The 16,524-nt window shown below is 72.6% G+C and carries 16 protein-coding genes; 6 read left to right on the forward strand and 10 right to left on the reverse strand.

Annotated features, from left to right (window positions below; all coding sequences use genetic code 11):
• Window positions 1-2: 2 nt before the first annotated feature.
• From arsC to N912_RS0131630, 3 genes are all read right to left on the reverse strand, one after another.
• Complete coding sequence (gene arsC / locus N912_RS0131620; protein ID WP_037067730.1) at window positions 3-359, reverse strand: arsenate reductase (glutaredoxin); 357 nt, start codon at window positions 357-359, stop codon at window positions 3-5.
• Window positions 360-420: 61 nt separating this feature from the next.
• Window positions 421-1,869 carry a catalase gene (locus tag N912_RS0131625; protein ID WP_028925545.1) on the reverse strand — a complete coding sequence of 483 codons (1,449 nt, stop codon included), beginning with the start codon at window positions 1,867-1,869 and terminating at the stop codon, window positions 421-423.
• Window positions 1,866-2,318, reverse strand: a complete 453-nt coding sequence (locus tag N912_RS0131630) for a Fur family transcriptional regulator (RefSeq protein WP_028925546.1) — start codon at window positions 2,316-2,318, stop codon at window positions 1,866-1,868. The genes N912_RS0131625 and N912_RS0131630 overlap by 4 nt, the downstream gene beginning before the upstream one ends.
• A gap of 289 nt (window positions 2,319-2,607) precedes the next feature.
• On the opposite strand from N912_RS0131630, the gene N912_RS60895 reads away from it, so the two are divergent.
• Window positions 2,608-3,843, forward strand: a complete 1,236-nt coding sequence (locus N912_RS60895; protein ID WP_051581076.1) for a hypothetical protein — start codon at window positions 2,608-2,610, stop codon at window positions 3,841-3,843.
• Here the strand turns inward: N912_RS60895 and N912_RS0131640 are convergent.
• The 5 genes from N912_RS0131640 to N912_RS0131660 all read right to left on the reverse strand — a co-directional run bounded on the left by N912_RS0131640 (window position 3,795) and on the right by N912_RS0131660 (window position 9,023).
• The gene (locus N912_RS0131640) at window positions 3,795-4,451 is read right to left on the reverse strand and encodes a hypothetical protein (RefSeq protein ID WP_156994170.1); all 657 of its coding nucleotides are present in this window, start codon (window positions 4,449-4,451) and stop codon (window positions 3,795-3,797) included. The two genes, N912_RS60895 and N912_RS0131640, sit on opposite strands and share 49 nt — an antisense overlap.
• A gap of 196 nt (window positions 4,452-4,647) precedes the next feature.
• Window positions 4,648-5,319: a TetR/AcrR family transcriptional regulator gene (locus N912_RS0131645; protein WP_245645540.1), complete on the reverse strand. Its 672-nt coding sequence runs from the start codon at window positions 5,317-5,319 to the stop codon at window positions 4,648-4,650.
• Window positions 5,316-6,377, reverse strand: coding sequence for a PDR/VanB family oxidoreductase (locus N912_RS55930; protein ID WP_084211376.1), 1,062 nt, complete (start codon window positions 6,375-6,377; stop codon window positions 5,316-5,318). Before N912_RS55930 ends, N912_RS0131645 begins: the two co-directional genes overlap by 4 nt.
• Entirely contained in the window at window positions 6,374-7,270 is an 897-nt protein-coding gene (locus tag N912_RS0131655) for a metal-dependent hydrolase (RefSeq protein WP_028925549.1), read from the reverse strand. Before N912_RS0131655 ends, N912_RS55930 begins: the two co-directional genes overlap by 4 nt.
• Before the next feature lie 13 nt (window positions 7,271-7,283).
• Entirely contained in the window at window positions 7,284-9,023 is a 1,740-nt protein-coding gene (locus tag N912_RS0131660; protein WP_028925550.1) for an SDR family oxidoreductase, read from the reverse strand.
• A 97-nt stretch (window positions 9,024-9,120) separates the two neighbouring features.
• Here N912_RS0131660 and N912_RS0131665 point away from each other — a divergent pair, with 97 nt between their 5' ends.
• Window positions 9,121-10,008 carry a bifunctional 5,10-methylenetetrahydrofolate dehydrogenase/5,10-methenyltetrahydrofolate cyclohydrolase gene (locus N912_RS0131665; RefSeq protein ID WP_028925551.1) on the forward strand — a complete coding sequence of 296 codons (888 nt, stop codon included), beginning with the start codon at window positions 9,121-9,123 and terminating at the stop codon, window positions 10,006-10,008.
• On the opposite strand, the gene N912_RS0131670 is transcribed toward N912_RS0131665, so the two are convergent.
• Window positions 9,998-10,477, reverse strand: a complete 480-nt coding sequence (locus tag N912_RS0131670; protein WP_028925552.1) for an anthrone oxygenase family protein — start codon at window positions 10,475-10,477, stop codon at window positions 9,998-10,000. The two genes, N912_RS0131665 and N912_RS0131670, sit on opposite strands and share 11 nt — an antisense overlap.
• Window positions 10,478-10,589: 112 nt before the next feature.
• Here N912_RS0131670 and N912_RS0131675 point away from each other — a divergent pair, with 112 nt between their 5' ends.
• Together N912_RS0131675 and N912_RS0131680 are read left to right on the forward strand one after the other, a co-directional pair.
• The gene (locus N912_RS0131675; RefSeq protein WP_028925553.1) at window positions 10,590-11,105 is read left to right on the forward strand and encodes a DinB family protein; all 516 of its coding nucleotides are present in this window, start codon (window positions 10,590-10,592) and stop codon (window positions 11,103-11,105) included.
• 281 nt (window positions 11,106-11,386) lie between these two features.
• Entirely contained in the window at window positions 11,387-13,174 is a 1,788-nt protein-coding gene (locus N912_RS0131680) for a DUF3556 domain-containing protein (RefSeq protein WP_028925554.1), read from the forward strand.
• Between the two features lie 4 nt (window positions 13,175-13,178).
• On the opposite strand, the gene N912_RS0131685 is transcribed toward N912_RS0131680, so the two are convergent.
• The gene (locus tag N912_RS0131685) at window positions 13,179-14,441 is read right to left on the reverse strand and encodes a PucR family transcriptional regulator (protein WP_037067544.1); all 1,263 of its coding nucleotides are present in this window, start codon (window positions 14,439-14,441) and stop codon (window positions 13,179-13,181) included.
• Between the two features lie 86 nt (window positions 14,442-14,527).
• Between N912_RS0131685 and N912_RS55935 the strand changes: the two genes are divergently transcribed.
• Together N912_RS55935 and N912_RS0131695 are read left to right on the forward strand one after the other, a co-directional pair.
• The gene (locus tag N912_RS55935) at window positions 14,528-15,052 is read left to right on the forward strand and encodes a 2'-5' RNA ligase family protein (RefSeq protein ID WP_169747994.1); all 525 of its coding nucleotides are present in this window, start codon (window positions 14,528-14,530) and stop codon (window positions 15,050-15,052) included.
• Window positions 15,049-16,512, forward strand: a complete 1,464-nt coding sequence (locus tag N912_RS0131695) for an FGGY-family carbohydrate kinase (RefSeq protein WP_028925556.1) — start codon at window positions 15,049-15,051, stop codon at window positions 16,510-16,512. The genes N912_RS55935 and N912_RS0131695 overlap by 4 nt, the downstream gene beginning before the upstream one ends.
• The last annotated feature ends 12 nt before the right edge of the window (window positions 16,513-16,524 follow it).

Here is a 16,524-nt window from a genome sequence, read left to right on the forward strand (position 1 = left end):
AACTAGAGCAGCTCCAGGGCGCGCTCCGGCGGGCGGGCCACCACCGCGCGGTCGCCGAGCAGCACGATCGGCCGCTCGATCAGGATCGGGTTGGCGGCCAGCGCGTCCAGCAGGGCGTCCCGGTCGGCGCCGGCCAGCCCCAGCTCGCGGTAGCGCGCCTCGCCGGTGCGGGTGATCGCGCGCGGGTCGTCGGTGCCTAGCCGGCGCAGCACGTCCTCCAGCTCGGCACGGGTCGGCGCGTCCTCCAGGTAGCGGACCACCGTCGGGTCGACGCCGCGCTCGGCGAGCAGGGCCAGCGCGCCCCGGCTCTTCGAACAGCGCGGGTTGTGCCAGATCGTCACGTTCCGCTGAACGGTCACGGTCAGCAATGGTAAGGCCGGCCCCCGCGACCACCCGCGAAGCGGGGGCCGGCCAGCCCTGTCAGCCGCCGTTGCGGACGGCCTGCTCGATGCGGTCACCGAGCTGCTTGTCGATGTTCTTCCAGTACTCGAACGCGCGCGCCAGCACCGGCTCGCTCACGCCGCCGAGCAGGTGCCCGGACACGTTGGACACCATCCGGTCGCGGGCCGCGTCGTCGAGCACCTCGCGGACCATGGTGCCGGCCTGGCCCCAGTCGTCGTCGTCGCGGCGCAGCGTGTAGGCCGAGCGGACCATCTCGCCGTCGGCGTGCCAGAGCGCCTCGGCGGTCCGTGCCGGGTCGGCCTTCGGGCCCTCGTAGGAGTTCGGCGCGTACACCGGGTCGGACGCGTTGCGCACCCTCATCGCGCCGTCCTTGGAGTAGCTGTTGACCTCGACCTTGGGCGAGTTCACCGGGATCTGCTTGTAGTTCACCCCGAGGCGGTGCCGGTGCGCGTCGGCGTAGGAGAAGCCACGGGCGAGCAGCATCTTGTCCGGGCTCAGGCCGGTGCCGGCCACCATGTTGTTCGGTTCGAACGCGGCCTGCTCCATCTCGGTGTGGTAGTCGGTGACGTTGCGGTTCAGCGTCAGCCTGCCGACGTCGATCAGCGGGTAGTCGCCGTGCGGCCAGACCTTGGTCAGGTCGAACGGGTTGAACCGGTAGGTCTTGGCGTCCTCGAACGGCATGATCTGCATCTTCAGCGTCCAGCTCGGGTGCTCGCCGCGCTCGATCGCGTCGTACAGGTCGCGCTGGTGGTAGTCGCCGTCCTTGCCGGCCAGCTCGTCCGCCTCGGCCTGGGTGAGGTAGTCGATGCCCTGGTCGGTCTTCCAGTGGTACTTGACCCAGAAGATCTCGCCGGCGGCGTTGACCCAGCTGTAGGTGTGGCTGGAGTAGCCGTTCATGTGCCGCCAGGTCTTCGGGATGCCCCGGTCGCCCATCAGCCAGCTCAGCATGTGCGCCGACTCCGGGGACAGCGTCCAGAAGTCCCACTGCATGTCGTTGTCCCGCAGGTTGTTCGACAGCCTGCGCTTCTGCGAGCGGATGAAGTGCTGGAACTTCAGGGGGTCCCGGATGAAGAAGATCGGGACGTTGTTCCCGACGATGTCCAGGTTGCCCTCGGAGGTGTAGAGCTTGACGGCGAACCCGCGCGGGTCGCGCCAGGTGTCGGGGCTGCCCCGCTCGCCGGCGACGGTGGAGAACCTGACCAGCGACTCGGTCTTGGCGCCGGGCTGGAACACCGCCGCCTTGGTGTAGGCGCTGACGTCGTTGGTCACCTCGAAGTGGCCGAACGCGCCACCGCCCTTGGCGTGCGGCTGGCGCTCCGGGATGCGCTCCCGGTTGAAGTTCGCCATCTGCTCGATGAGGTAGTGATCGTGCAGAACGATGGGACCGTCCGGTCCGATGGTGAGCGAATGCTCGTCGCTCGCCACCGGGATGCCGGCGTCCGTCGTGGTTGGCCGCGTGGAGGTCACGGCTGCAGCTCCTTCGTGTTGTGGTGGGATACGGGCCGGTCCTGGCAGTCCGGGCACAGCCCCCAGAACACGACCTCGGCTTCGTCAACTGTGAAACCGGCGTCCTCGCCGGGGGCCAGGCACGGCCGCTCGCCGACCGTGCAGTCGACGTCCTCGGTCCGCCCGCAGCGCCGGCACACCAGGTGGTGATGGTTGTCCCCGGTGCGGGTCTCGAACAGGGCCGCCGAGCCGGCTGGCTCGATCCGACGGACCAGGCCGGCATGGGTACAGGCCGCGAGCACGTCGTACACGGCCTGCTTGGACACCGAACCGAGGCGGGCGGCGACCAACCGGGCCACCGTGTCCGCGGTGGCGTGCGGGTGCTCGCCCAGCACCTCCAGCACCGCGACCCGCGATGCGGTCACCCGCATGCCGGCGGTGCGCAGCCGCTCGCTCGTATCGCCCGGCATGGCCGCGGCGGACGATACGCGCGAGCGCTCGGGACCGAAGTTCGGCACGTCCCCGACCACACCACCTTTTCTGGACTTAGTCAAGAGTAGGCGGGGTTGTCGGCGCGTCCGGGTGTGGCACGCCACGGTGGGTAGTCGGGCGGGCACCGCTCGTCGACTCGTGACACCGAAAAGCCGACGTAGATGCGGCTAAACGGCGGTCATACCGGACGCCCACGCCTGTCACCATGAGTGACATCCGCTCCCCCTGGACCGACCACCGCAACAACAGCATGCCGATGAGCCCGCAATGCCCGACGAGCTGACCCTGGCGGCACGACAGGCCGCCCGGGCTCGACGCGTCCACCCCGACCGCCCGGACCGGCCGGAACGCACGGCCCATCGCGTCCGAGTCACGCGCGACCCGCGCCCGGCGGTCCGCGCCAACCACATCGGTCATGCCGGCAACGGGACGAGCATCGGCAACGGAGCTGGCCGAAACCTCGATGGACACGCCAGCCACAACAACCACGCCGACGCCAACGGCGACGCCGGCCGCAAGGACCGAGTGAGCCGCCACAACCGAGCCAGACGCCATGGCCGCACGACCCGAGGCGCCCGGGCCGATCCCCGGGCCGATCCCCGGGCCGATCCCCGCAAGGACGCCCGAGCCGAACCCCGCAACGGCGCCCGAGCCAACCCCCGGTCCGAGCGCCGCAACGACGCCGGTCGCGGCGACCGGACCGAGGCCGCTCGCGGGGGTCGGCTCCTCGGGCGCGGCTCCCGGTCTCGCCGGATCCTGGCGGTGATCGTGCTGCTGGCGGCGCTCACCGCGCTGTGGTTCGGCCGAGGCGCCTGGTGGCCGGCGGTGACCTCGACGAACCCGTACCAGACCAGCCCGGCTGCGAACTTCCCGGTCGGCGCCGAGGGCATCGTGACGCCGGACGCGGCCGCGGTGGACGGCATGACCGCCGACCAGGTCGCCGACGCGCTGAACCGCGTCAAGCGCGCCCTGGAGGCCGCCTACCTGGACCCCCGCCTGCTGGTCGAGCACGACCCGACCCCGGTGCTCAACCTGCTCGCCCCGGACAGCGCGGCGACCGTGCGGCAGCGGTTCGCGGCCGGCGAGTACGGCACCGCGCTCGTCCAGTTGGCCTCCGGCACCAAGCTGGCCGCCGAACCACGCTCCAGCGGGCGGATGCGCTACGAACGCGTGGACTGGAACGGCCGGCCGGCGCTCGACGTGACGAGCAACTACGTGTTCGCGTACGCCTTCGCCAGGCCATCGGGCGTGGTTGTGATTCACACCGAGACGCATTGGATGTTCCCGCTGGGAAGTGACATCCGACCGTCCTCGCGTGGCATGTACCTAGGCCGGACGAACGGCTACTGGCACGGCATGGACTGCACGTTCGCCGCCACCGGCCGCACCGCGCCCGCCACCGCACGCAGCCGGGGCACCGACCCCGACTACCGCGAGTCCGACTCGCTGGACGCCTACTTCGACCCCACCCGCCCGGTCACCGTGACGTCCGGCTGCCGCTGACCGCCCACGCCCCGGCAGGCGAGCGCGGCGGCGACCGCCCGCCCGATGCCCGCGGCACGCCCCACGACCTCCACGTCCCCGACCAGCGGCGCACGCCGCTCCCGGCCGACCGTCCGCACCGACACCCCCCGAGGACCGCGCGGCGGCGCGCCCAACAGATGCCGGGGAGACCCCGACCGCTGCCGAGGCACCCGTACCCGCAGCTCCAGCCTCTGACCCTCGACCTCCGGCTCGGGCTCACGCCGCCTACGCCCGCAACAGAACCCGCCGCCGATCAGCACCAGCACGCCCCAGCCGACCAGCAGCGCCATCGCCCGATCCGTGGCCGGGCTCGGCCCCCGCCGGGCGCCCGGTTCACCAACCTCCGGAACATGCCTGGTGGCCGTCGAGGCCGGCACCCCCCGCACCGAGGCGTCCCCAACGACCCCCGGCGCCACCGCCGCCCCCAACCGTTCCTCACACCCCGCCGCGAGCCCCGACCCGCTCGATCCGGCACACGCGGACGCCGCCTGGGCCAGCGCGAACGCGCCAAGCCCGAGCACCGCCCCGACCGCGCACGCGATCACGACGACCAAAGCACGGACCCGGGACACGGCATCCCTCAACAATCGGTTGATGATCACTTCTCGCAGAAAGTTACCAACCGTCACATTGATCTCGCGGGATCGACACCCAATAGATTGATGAGGTCGTGTCCCCGCAGGTCACCGTGACGCGCTGTCGGGGCGCCGCACAGCTTGCTGGGGTGTCGCGCATGGTGCGGGCTGTGCGGCGGCCCAGGTTGGTATGCGGCCGGGGCGGCGGTCAGGTGAGGGCGGCGGTCAGTTGGGTTGCGGTGGCCGGGTCGTGCCGGGCGGTCGTGGTCAGCATCGCGACGAGCTGGTCGACCAGCCAGTCCTCCAGCCGCTCGCGCGCCGGCGTGCCCTCGCGCAGCCAGGTCACGCTCGCGCCCTCCACCACGGCGAACCAGCTGCGCAGGGTCAGCTCCAGCATCGGTGTGACCGGTTCCCCTGGGGCCAGGCGCTCGCCGACGATGCGCACGACGTGCTCGCGCACGCTGTCCACCAGCTCGTTCGTCGCCTCGGTCGCGATCAGCGAGCCGGTGCGCATCAGTGCCACGTAGGCGCTGGCGTAGGTCTGGGCGGAGCCGAGGAAGGCGTTCAACGAGTAGCGGACCTGGTCGAGCAGCGGGTACTCCTCGGGCGGGGTGATCGCGGCGATCACTTCGTCGACCACCGCGCGCAGCGCCGCGACCCGCAGCTCGTGGATGTTCGGGAAGTACCTGTAGAACAGCGCGCGCGACACGTCCGCCGCCCTGGCCACGTCGTCGACGGTGACCAGCTCGGGCGGCCGGTCGGCGAACAGCGTGAGCGCCGTGCTCACCAGGTGCTCGCGCCGTCGCTGCGGGCTCATCCGCCGGGCCGACGGGTACTCCAGGCCCACCCGCAGCCTCGGCCGGACGCGGTCCGCCGTCACAGGTCGAGCACCAGCCGTTCCCCCTCCGCCCGCGACACGCAGATGGTCATCGTGCCGGCTCGCTCCGGCGCGGTCAGCGCCCGGTCCCGGTGCTCGACCGCGCCGGCCAGCACCCGGGTCCGGCAGGTGCCGCAGAAACCCTGCCGGCAGGAGTACGCCACGTCCGGCAGCCGCTCCGTGATGACCTCCAGCGCGGACCTGTCGGCCGGGACCTCGAGGCTGACGCCAGCCCGGGCCAGCTCGACGGTGAACGCCCGCCCGCCCGACACCGGCGGCGCCGCGAACCGCTCGACGTGCAGCGCGGCCAGGGATGCGCCGGCGGAGCGCACGGCGGCCAGCATCGGCGGCGGACCGCACAGGTAGCCGACCGTGCCCCCGCCCGGGGCGTTGGCCACCAGCGCCTCGCCGCTGGGCGGGCCGCCCCGCTCGTCGTCCGCCCAGATCACCACCCGGGACGGATCCAGCCCGCCGATCTCGTCCAGGAACGGCATGGAGTCGCGCCCGCGGCCGGCGTAGACGAACCGCCAGTCCGCGCCGGCGGCCGCCACCGCGCGCACCATCGGCAGGATCGGGGTGATCCCGATGCCGCCCGCCATGAAGAGATACCGAGGCGCCCGGATCAGCGGGAACCCCGAGCGCGGCCCGCGCACCCGCACCCGTGCGCCCTCGCCCAGCCCGTGCACCTCGCGGGAGCCGCCGGCGCCGTCCCGGATCCGCCGCACCGCGATCCGGTAGCCGTCGCGCCGTGCCGGGTCACCGCACAGCGAGTACTGCCGGACCCGGCCGGACGGCAGCACCACGTCCAGGTGCGCGCCGGGCCACCACCGAGGCAGCTCCGGGCCGGCCGGGTCGCCGTCCGCCCTGGTCAACAGCAGGCTGACCACGTCGCTCGCCTCCGCGCGCACCCGCCGCACGACCAGCTCCAGCTCGCGCCGCACGGCCACCACCGGCGGGCGCCGGCCCAGCAGGCTCAGCTCGCCGGCGAGCGCGATGGCCGCCCCGACCGCCCGGAACACCGGGCTCGGCCGAGGAAACGCCGGCGGAGAACCAGCGCTCACCGGCCGCCCCGTTCATCGGCCGCCTTGGCCGCGGGCGAGCTGGCCAGGTATGCCACCGCCTGGCTGGTCGAGCCGTGCTGGCTGGGGTGGTAGTCGCGCCGCAGGTAGGGCAGGAACGACCTCAGCAGCCGCCCCGGGCCGGGCAGGCCGTACCTCCGCGTGGCCCGCAGCGGGTCGGTGAGCCGGGGGCGACGCCGGCCGGTCGGGTCGTTGGCCATCAGGAACCGCACGCCCTTGATCCACAGCGCCAGCATCCCGGGCGCCACCACCAGCATCAGCTTGGCCCGCCGCCAGTACCGACCGTCCAGGTGCATGTACAGGTCGAAGGCCACCGCGCGGTGCTCGACCTCCTCGGCGCCGTGCCAGCGCAGCAGGTCGAGCATGGTCGGGTCGGCCCCGGCGGCGTCCAGACCGGGCGAGTTCAGGATCATGTCACCGAGCACGGCGGTGAAGTGCTCGATCGCCGCTACGCCCGCCACCTGCTCGATCAGCCGTTCCTCGCGGCGGCGCTCCGGGTTGCGCCGGCCGGTGAAGTCACGCTCGCCGAGCGCGTGCCGGAACAGCCAGCGCACCTGGCCGACGTAGGGCTCGGGGTCCAGGCCGTGCGCGGTGAAGTGGTCGAGCACGCCCTGGTGCGACTCGGCGTGCACCGCCTCCTGGCCGATGAACCCGCGCACCTCCTCGGCCAGCCGCTCGTCGCGGATCATCGGCAGCGCCTGGGTGAACAGCCGCACGAACCACCGCTCGCCCTCCGGGAGGAGCAGGTGCAACACGTTGAGCAGGTGCGTGGTGTACGGGTCGCCCGGGATCCAGTGCATGGGCAGCGCCGACCAGTCGAACTCGACGTCCCGGGGGCGCAGCGAGACGCGATCCGGTTCCTCCAGTTCGTCCATGCCGGGCGCCTTCCTAGAGGTTGATCTCTCGGCGGGCCGCCGCTCGCAGCACGGCGGGCGTGAGCCGGGACAGCGCCAGCCCCAGCCGGGCCTCCGGCGTCACCGGGGCCAGCGCGGTGTTCCGCTCCACCGCGCGCACGATCTCCCTCGCGGCGCGCTCGGGGGTGTAGTTGCGCCGGCCGTATGCGGCGTAGGTGGCGCGCTGGCGGCGGTCCTGCTCGGTGTCGTCGGTGCCGACGAACCGGGTGGTGGCGGTGATGTTGGTGTGCACGAAACCGGGGCAGACGGCCACCACGCCGATGCCGTGCTCGGCCAGCTCACCGCGCAGGCACTCGCTGAGCATGAGCACGGCGGACTTGGTGGTGGAGTACGCGGGCAGCGCGCGGGACGGCAGGTACGCCGCCGCCGAGGCGATGTTCACGATCCGCCCGCCCTCGCCGTGGGCGACCATCGGCGCGCCGAACACCCGGCAGCCGTGGATCACGCCCCAGAGGTTCACGTCGATGATCCGCCGCCATTCGTCCAGCGTGGTCTCCGCGAACGGGCCGGCCATGCCGATGCCGGCGTTGTTCACCACCACGTCCGGCACGCCGTGCTCGGCCAGCACCCACTTGGCGAACCCGGCCATCGCCTCGGCGTCTGCGACGTCCACCCGGTACGGGATGCCCACCCCGGCGCCGCGCCCGGCGACCTGGCGGCAGGTGTCGACGGCCGACGGCTCGTCCCGGTCGGCGACGACCACGCGGGCGCCCCGGTCGGCGAATGCCAGCGCGGTGGCCCGGCCGATGCCGCTGCCCGCCCCGGTGATCACCACCAGCGAACCTCCGTGCCGGTCACGGGCGGCCGCCCGCTCACGCGCCCTGCGCAGCGCCGGTGCCGGCTCGCCGCCGCCCTCCACGTGCTCCACCAGCTCGGTGACGCAGCGGGCGACCACGCCGGGATGGCTGCGGGGCAGCCAGTGGCCGCCGGGGATGCGGCGCACCCTCGGCTCGGGCACCCAGCCGGCCAGGTCGGACTGCAGCGGCGCGGTGACGAACGGGTCCCTGGTCGGCGCGAGCACCTGGACGGGCACCTCGGCGCGCGCCGGCCTCGGCCTGGTCAGGTGCGAGAGCATGTTCTCCCGGTACAGGCCGAGCCCGCGCACCGCGTCCGAGGTGGCCGGCCGCCGCAGGCCGGCGTCGCCCCTGGTCAGCAGCGACATCGCGCGCGGCAGCAGGCCGCTGCGCCAGGCCAGCTCCGGCAACCCCGGAAGCTGGAAGAACCCGATGTACCCGGACGCGGCGAGCTGGGTGAACAGCTCGCGCAGCCGGCGCGGGGTCGGGCGGCGCAGCCGGGAGCGGAACCAGGCGCCGGCGTGGTCGAGATCGGGGCCGGAGATCGAGGTGAACGAGGCGACCCCGCCGTCCAGCGCGCCGCCGGTGACGGCATGCCAGGCCTGGATCGAGCCCCAGTCGTGGGCGAGCAGGTGCACCGGGCGCCGAGGGCTCACGGCGGCGGCCACGGCGGCGAGGTCGGCGGCCAGCTGGTCGAGCCGGTAGCCGGCCCGGCTGGCCGGCGCGGTGGACTCGCCGGCGCCGCGCACGTCGTAGCTGACCACGTGGAACCGGTCGGCCAGCTCGGCCACCACGCCGTCCCACACGGTGTGGTCGTCCGGATAGCCGTGCACGGCGAGCACGGTGGGCGCCGCCGGGTCGCCGGACTCATGGACGGCCAGTGACACGCCGTCGCTGGCGGTGACCCGCTTATGAGACATGTTGTCATCATAGACACGCCGTCAACAACGCCGCCCCGAATTATCCACAGCGCGCCGGTTCGACATCGCCCCAGCCCGAGGGGCATGCTTGGCGCCGATGTCGACTCAGAGCACCACCGATCGCCCGACCGCCCGCCTGCTGCCGGGCGCCCCGGTCGCCGAGAGCATCTTCGCCGAGATCACCGAGCGGGTCGCCGCGCTGCGCGAGCGGGGGGTGGCGCCCAGCCTGGCCACCATCCTGGTCGGCGACGACGACGCCAGCGCCGGCTACATCCGGATCAAGCAGCGCAAGGCTGCCGAGCTCGGGTTCGACTCGCCGCACACCCACCTGCCGGCCTCGGCCACCCAGGACGACCTGCTCGCGGTGATCGCGGGCTACAACTCCGACCCCGGGGTGCACGGCATGCTCGTGCAGTACCCGGTGCCGGACGGCCTGGACTACGACGCCGCGCTGCTCACCATCGACCCGGCCAAGGACGTCGACGGCATGCACCCGCTCAACCTGGGCAAGCTGGCCGCCGGCATGCCGGGGCCGCTGCCGTGCACGCCGGCCGGGATCGAGGAGCTGCTGGCGTTCCACCAGGTCCCGGTGTCCGGGCGCGAGGTGGTGATCCTGGGCCGGGGCGCCACCCTGGGCCGGCCGCTGGCCATGCTGCTGGCCCAGAAGCGCCCGACCGCGAACGCGGCGGTGACCGTCGTGCACACCGGCGTGCCGGACTGGGACCGCTACACCCGCAGGGCCGACATCCTGGTCGCGGCGGCCGGCGTCCCCGGCATCATCCAGCCCGAGCACGTCCGCCCGGGCGGCGTCGTGGTCGGCGGCGGCGTCCGCTACTCCGGCCGCAAGCTGCTGCCCGACGTGGACGAGCGCTGCGCCGAGGTGGCCGGCGCGATCACCCCCCGCGTCGGCGGCGTCGGCCCCACCACCGTCGCCATGCTCTACCGCAACGCCATCACCGCCGCCGAACGCGCCACTACCGGATGAGCGCCCAGGTGAACAGGGCGGACGACGCGAGCGGCGTGACCCAGCGCGCCTGGTTGCCGGCGCCCCAACGGCGCAGGTAGTCGGTCCACACCTCGACCGAACGACCGGCGGACGGATCCGCCTTGTCCAGCGCGTTGTTCAGCGGCACGTGGAACACGATGGTCAACACGATCACGCCGGCCAGGAACAGCACCGCGCCGGCCAGCAACGGCGCCGCAAACGGCTCACTCCACCCGCGCACCGCGCTCACGACCAGCGCCACGCACAGCGCCGCCGTACCGAACATCGCGATCATCAGCGGCGGCCGCAACGCCGTGACGTTGATCGACTGCATGGCCGTCATGCCCTGCGACGGGGGTATCCGTTTCAGCGCGGGCATCACGAACCCGGAGAACGCGTAGAAGATCCCCGCGTTGATCCCCGTGCCCAACACGCCAAGCACGGTCAGCACCACCACTACCGAGCCCATCGCCCGCTCCCTCCACGGTTCGCCCGACACCGCACAGCAAACCGCGACCGCCCGACACAGTCCATCACCCGCTCACCCAAAGGCATACGCGCGCGTCTTAGAGTGACCGCCTGTGCAGAACACCCCGATCGACGGCCCCGACCTCGGCCTGGCCGACGCCCGCGCGCTCCTGCTGGAGTACCTGGACTGGTACCGCGCCGCGCTGCTCCGCAAGCTGGACGGACTCTCCGACGAGCAGGCGAACACCCCGCTGGAGCCGATGGGCTGGGCCCCGGCCGGCCTGGTCAAGCACCTGACCGGGGTGGAGCGGCGCTGGCTGAGCTGGGGGTTCGCCGCCGAGGACGTCATGTCCTGGCCGCCGGGCGGAGTCCCCGCCGAATGGTCACTCGAACCCGGCGAGACCCTGGAAGGACTGCTCGCGGACTGGCGAGCCACCACGCGCCGGACCGACAGCATCATCGCCGACGCGGCGCTGGACCAGCGAGCCGAGGTCGGCGGCCGATTCCCCACCGAGGAGCGGGCCCCGAGCCTCGCCCGTATTCTGTTCCACCTGGTTCAAGAATACGCGCGGCACGTCGGCCAGCTGGACATCGTCAGGGAGCTGATCGACCGCCAACGGGGTGAATGACCGGCCATTCCCGGCGGCTTTGTAGCAAACGCACAACCGAGCACCCGAGCTTCGGCGCGAACGGCCATCGTCGACCGGCGCGCGAGAGAATAGGCTGCCGCCACCGGCGGAAACCGCACTCGGGAGTCACAGTGGACCTCGGCCACCCGCGCCCTGGCCTGCTCGACTCGTGCCCCGACAAGGTCCAGCTCCCCCACTCGTCCCGGTCACCGGGCGGTGCGAACGCCGGCCACCAGCGGTAACTGGTCGCCCGGCCGGGTGACCCAGGCGAGGAGAAGTCCATGGGGTTTCTGGCACCGAAGCTGCCCCGACGTTTCGACGTGCAGCTGTGGCACCTCAACCCTCGCATGGAACGCATCAAGCCGCTGGTCAAGCACTGGGCGGAAAGCGGATTCGGCACCCCGTGGAGCGCCTATCTGGTATATCTGGCAAAGATCGCCGGCTATATCGGCGGCGCATTATTGTTCATTAGGGCAACCCCAGGAATCGGCCCGCTATCCGATATCGCACATTGGTGGACCGAGCCCGTCGTATTACAAAAGGCGGTCATCTGGACGCTGTTGTTCGAGGTCGTCGGCTTCGGCTGCGGCTTCGGCCCGCTCACGCTGCGGTTCCTGCCCCCGGTCGGCGGGCCGCTGTACTGGCTGCGCCCCGGCACCATCCGGCTGCCGCCGTTTCCGGGTCGGGTGCCGCTGACCAGGGGCACCCACCGCACGGTGGTGGACGGGCTGCTCTACCTGGGACTGCTCGCGGCGGCGGTCTGGGCGCTGCTGTCCCCGACCTCGGTGATGGACACCGGCCTGTTCGGCCCGGCCTACATCCTGGACCCGGCCCGGCTGATCCCGCTGGCCGTACTGGTGCCACTGGTCGGGCTGCGGGACAAGACGATCTTCCTGGCGGCCCGCGCCGAGCACACCTGGGTCGCGCTGCTCGCGCTGCTGCTGCCGTTCCTCGACATGATCGTCGCGGTCAAGGTGCTCACCGTGCTGATCTGGCTGGGCGCCGCGATCTCGAAGATGAACCGGCTGTTCCCGTTCGCGGTGTCGGTCATGCTCAGCAACAGCCCGCTGTTCCCCAAGCCGCTCAAGCGCCGGCTCTACCGCCGGTTCCCCCGCGACATGCGCCCGTCCGCGCTGGCCAAGACGATCGCGCACGGCGGCACCACCGTCGAGTTCGTGGCCCCGCTGGTGCTGCTGGTCTCCACCGACCGCTGGCTGACCCTGGCGGCGGTGGTCGCCATGGTCCTGTTCCACCTGCACATCCTGGCCTCGCTGCCGCTCGGGGTGCCGCTGGAGTGGAACGTCTTCATGCTGTTCTCGCTGGTCTACCTGTTCTGGGGGTACTTCCCGTACCAGCCGGCCACGGCGGCGCACCCGTGGTTCCTCGCGGTGCTGGCGGTGCCGGTGCTGGCGATGGTGGCCTGGGGCAACCTGCGCCCGGACAAGGTGTCGTTCCTGCTCGCGATGCGCTACTACGCGGGCAACTGGGCCACCTCGATGTGGTCGCTGCAGCCCTCGGCCATCGAGAAGATCGACAAGAACGTGGCGAAGTGGTGCGGGTTCGCCAAGAGCCAGCTGCGGAAGATCTACGGCGAGCAGGTCGCCGAGGTGCTGGCGCACAAGGTCCTGACGTTCCGGGCCATGCACCACCACGGCCGGGGCCTGTTCGCGCTGCTGCCGCTGGCCGCCGGCGCCGAGAACGACGACCATCTGGTGCTGGAGGGCGAGCTGGTCGCCGGCGGGCTGCTGGGCTGGAACTTCGGCGAGGGGCACCTGCACAACGAGCAGCTCATCGCCGCCCTGCAGGAGCGCTGCCATTTCGAGCCGGGGGAGGTGCGGGTGGTGCTGCTGGAGGCACGCCCGGCCGGGTCGGACCGCCAGGAGTACCGGCTGGTGGACGCGGCGACCGGCGAGTTCGACAGGGGCTTCCTGATGGTCTCCGACCTGGTCGAACGCCAGCCGTGGGAGGTCGCGGACCTGCCCGTCTACTCGTCCAACCCGCTGGGCCCGCCGGCCGAGCCGGAACCCGAGCAGCGGGTGCCGGAGGCCACCCGGGTCGACGCCGCCTGAGCCGCTACAGGCCGGTCTGGATCAGCACGCCTTGGCCGAGCTGCTCGCAGGCCAACAGGGCGATCTCCAGGTCCACCCGCCCCTCGGCGGTGGGCCGGCCCCTGATGTCCTCGGCCTTGCGCAGCCGGTAGCGCACCGTGTTCTTGTGCAGGTGCAGCTCGGTCGCGGCCTCGGTGAGGCTGGCGCCGGTGCGCAGGAAGGACAGCACGGTCTTGCGCAGCTCGGCCATCCCGGGGTCGTCCACCGCGAGCCCGCCCAGCACGTCGGACACCCAGCGGCGCGCCGAGCGCAGGTCCTTGGCCAGGAACGCGGACGCGGCCACCTCGGCGAACGCGGTCACCGACGGGGCCGCCTCGCCCCGGATGGTGGCCACCCGCTGGGCGTTGAGCGCCTCGTGGTGGGAGGCGCGGAACCCGGTCAGGCCGACCGCGGGGCTGCCCAGCGCGATCCGCACCCCGGAGCCGCGCCGCGCCAGCTCGTCGGCCAGCGCGGCGGGGTCCACCTTGGCGGTGGTCGGCCCGGACACCCAGGCCCACAGCGTGCGGTCGTCGGCCAGCACGGCCAGCGGCTGCTGACCGGACGCAGTGGCGATGACCTGCGCGGTGGACTCCAGCTCCCGGCCGCTGTGCGAGGCCGAGGACCAGGCCACCAGCCCGATGTGCTCGCCCTGCATCCGGTAGCCGGTGATCGCCTCGGCGGTCGACGCGCTCAGGTCCTCGTCGAACAGCGCGGTGCGCACCTGGACCGCGCGGGTGGCGGCGGCCCGCTGCGTCCACAGCTTGCGCTCGTCGTCGTAGACCGCGACCAGGTGCTCGCAGACCCGGTCGATGTAGGCGGTCGCGATGTGCGCCGTGTAGTACACGACCTCCATCAGCAGCTTCGCGTCCGGCTGGTGCCGCTCCACCAGCCGGAACCACCACTGCAGGTAGACGCCCTCGCCCAGCCGGTACGCCCGCAGCAGGGCCTCCACCGGCACGTCCCGCTGCGCCAGCCGCCTGGTGTAGTGCGCGGCGGCCGCCGGCAGGTCGATCTGGTCGATCGGGATGCTGTGCACGAAGACGTTGGTGGCGGTGGCCACGTTGGAGAACGAGCTGGCGTAGAGCAGCTCGCGGATGTCCTCGTCCTCGCTGCGCAGCGCGGGGATCACCTGGAAGAAGATGTTCACCATCTCGGTGGTCAGCGCGCCGAGATGGGGCTCTATCTCGCGGGCGACGACGGCAGCAAGATCCACCGCTTGCGCCGTCGCCTGCGCCGTTGCCTCAGCCATCGCATCCGTCACGTTACTGCAAGGGGATACCGGCCCAGGATCTTGATAGCGAGCACGAGGCGCACCGTATCTGCTATCACATGCGGGTGTCCCGCCCCGACCGAACCGCCCTGCTGCTGCCGGTCCCCGCCGCGGATCCGCTGCTCAGCAGGGTTGCCGAGGGTCATCCGGCCACCGTTCGGGCCGGCCTGCCCGCCCATCTCACGGTGCTCTACCCGTTCGTCCCGGCCGCACAGCTCGGTCCCGCGACACTGAACGCCTGCGCCCGGATCGCCGAGCGGGCCGTACCCATCGCCGTCCGGTTCACCGCGTGTCGGGTGCGCGGCAACCTGGTGTACATCGCGCCGGAGCCGGTCGAACCGGTGGACGCGCTGGTCGGCGCGGTGCGGCAGCGGTGGCCGGAGCTGGTCCCGTACGGCGGCAGGTTCCCGGACGCCCCGGCCCACGTCACGCTCGCGCTCGACGCGCCGCCGGCCGACCACGCCGATATCCTGCGCCGGGTCGATCCGCTGCTGCCGGTCGCTGACACGCTCGACGAGCTGGTGCTCGTGGTGTCCGGGCCGGACGGGTGGGTGGCCCGTTCGCGGTGGCCACTCGGGAGGACGGCATGAGCATGAGCTCGCGGGTCTGGGTGGGCATCGACCTGGGCACGCAGAGCGTGCGGGTGCTCGCCGTGTCCGACGACGGCGCCGTGCTCGGGTCCGGGACGGCGCCGCTGGCCAGCCACCGCGACGGCGCCCGCCACGAGCAGGACCCGGGTTCGTGGTGGCCGGCGGTACGGGCGGCGTGCCGATCGGCGCTCTCAAAGCTAGACCGACGGTCGGTCTGTGGCGTTGCGGTGGACGGTACGTCGGGCACGGTTCTGCTGGTCAGCGAGGCGGATGGCCACCCGCTCACGCCCGGGCTGATGTACGACGACACCCGGGCGACCGGCGAGCTGGATCGGGTCAACGAGGCCGGCGCCCGGCTCTGGTCCGCGCTCGGATACCGCCGCATGCAGCCGGCCTGGGCGCTGCCCAAGCTGCTCTGGCTGCTGCGCGAGCATCCCGAGCCAGCCCAAGGCGCCCGCCTCGCCCACCAGGCCGACGTGATCAACCGCGCGCTGGTCGGCGGACCCGTCCCGACCGACCTGTCCAACGCGCTCAAGACCGGCGCCGACCTGATCGACGAGCGCTGGCCATCCGATGTGCTCGATGAGCTCGACGTGCCGCCAGGACTGCTGCCGGAGCTGGTCAGGCCGGGCACCCCGATCGGCACCGTCTGCCCCGAGGCGGCCGAGGCGACGGGCCTGCCGGCGGGCACCCCGGTGGTCGCCGGCTGCACCGACGGCTGTGCCGCCCAGCTCGGCGCCGGCGCGCTGGCCGAGGGCAGCTGGAACTCCGTGCTGGGCACCACGCTCGTGCTCAAGGGCGTCACCGGCGAGCTGCTGGCCGACCCGCTCGGCGTCGTCTACTCGCACAAGGCGCCGGACGGGCGCTGGCTGCCCGGCGGCGCGTCCAGCACCGGTGCCGGCGCGATCGCCCGCCGTTTCCCGGGCGCCGACCTCTCCCGACTGGCCGCCGGGGCGCAAATGTACGAACACACGGACGTACGCGCCTACCCCCTGGCCTCGGCGCGCGGCGAGCGCTTCCCGTTCGTCGCCCCGGACGCGGAGGCGTTCGTGCTGGGCGACCCGCGCGAGGACGCCGAGCTGTACGCGGCGATGCTGCACGGCGTCGGATACATCGAACGGCTGTGCTTCGCCTACCTGGCCTCGCTGGGCGCCCCGACCGACGGCGACCTGCTGCTCACCGGTGGCGGCGCGAGCAGCGAATACTGGTGCCAACTGCGCGCGGACATCCTGGGCCGCCCGGTGAAGCTGCCGGCCAGCGCCGAGCCCGCGCTGGGCATGGCGGTGCTGGCCGCCACCCCGGGCCGCGCGCCGGCGGAGGTGGCCGCCGAGATGGTCCGCATCCGCGCGACCATCGACCCGCGCCCCACCACCGCCGGCCGGTTCGACCAGCCGTACCACGAGCTGATCGCCGAGCTGACCCGCCGAGGCTGGCTCCCCGCCGAGGTCGCCGAAAGCTGACCTTGTCGCCGA

It is taken from the genome of Actinospineispora acaciae DSM 45401 (assembly GCF_000620785.1).
GTDB lineage: Bacteria > Actinomycetota > Actinomycetes > Mycobacteriales > Pseudonocardiaceae > Pseudonocardia > Pseudonocardia acaciae.

Coding starts and splice junctions, on each gene's coding strand:
- N912_RS0131630 (WP_028925546.1), bottom strand. CDS start 2,318: ATGCCGGGCGATACGAGCGAGCGGCTGCGCACCGCCGGCATGCGGGTG.
- N912_RS60895 (WP_051581076.1), top strand. CDS start 2,608: ATGCCCGACGAGCTGACCCTGGCGGCACGACAGGCCGCCCGGGCTCGA.
- N912_RS0131655 (WP_028925549.1), bottom strand. CDS start 7,270: ATGGACGAACTGGAGGAACCGGATCGCGTCTCGCTGCGCCCCCGGGAC.
- N912_RS0131660 (WP_028925550.1), bottom strand. CDS start 9,023: ATGTCTCATAAGCGGGTCACCGCCAGCGACGGCGTGTCACTGGCCGTC.
- N912_RS0131665 (WP_028925551.1), top strand. CDS start 9,121: ATGTCGACTCAGAGCACCACCGATCGCCCGACCGCCCGCCTGCTGCCG.
- N912_RS0131670 (WP_028925552.1), bottom strand. CDS start 10,477: ATGGGCTCGGTAGTGGTGGTGCTGACCGTGCTTGGCGTGTTGGGCACG.
- N912_RS0131680 (WP_028925554.1), top strand. CDS start 11,387: ATGGGGTTTCTGGCACCGAAGCTGCCCCGACGTTTCGACGTGCAGCTG.
- N912_RS0131685 (WP_037067544.1), bottom strand. CDS start 14,441: ATGGCTGAGGCAACGGCGCAGGCGACGGCGCAAGCGGTGGATCTTGCT.
- N912_RS0131695 (WP_028925556.1), top strand. CDS start 15,049: ATGAGCATGAGCTCGCGGGTCTGGGTGGGCATCGACCTGGGCACGCAG.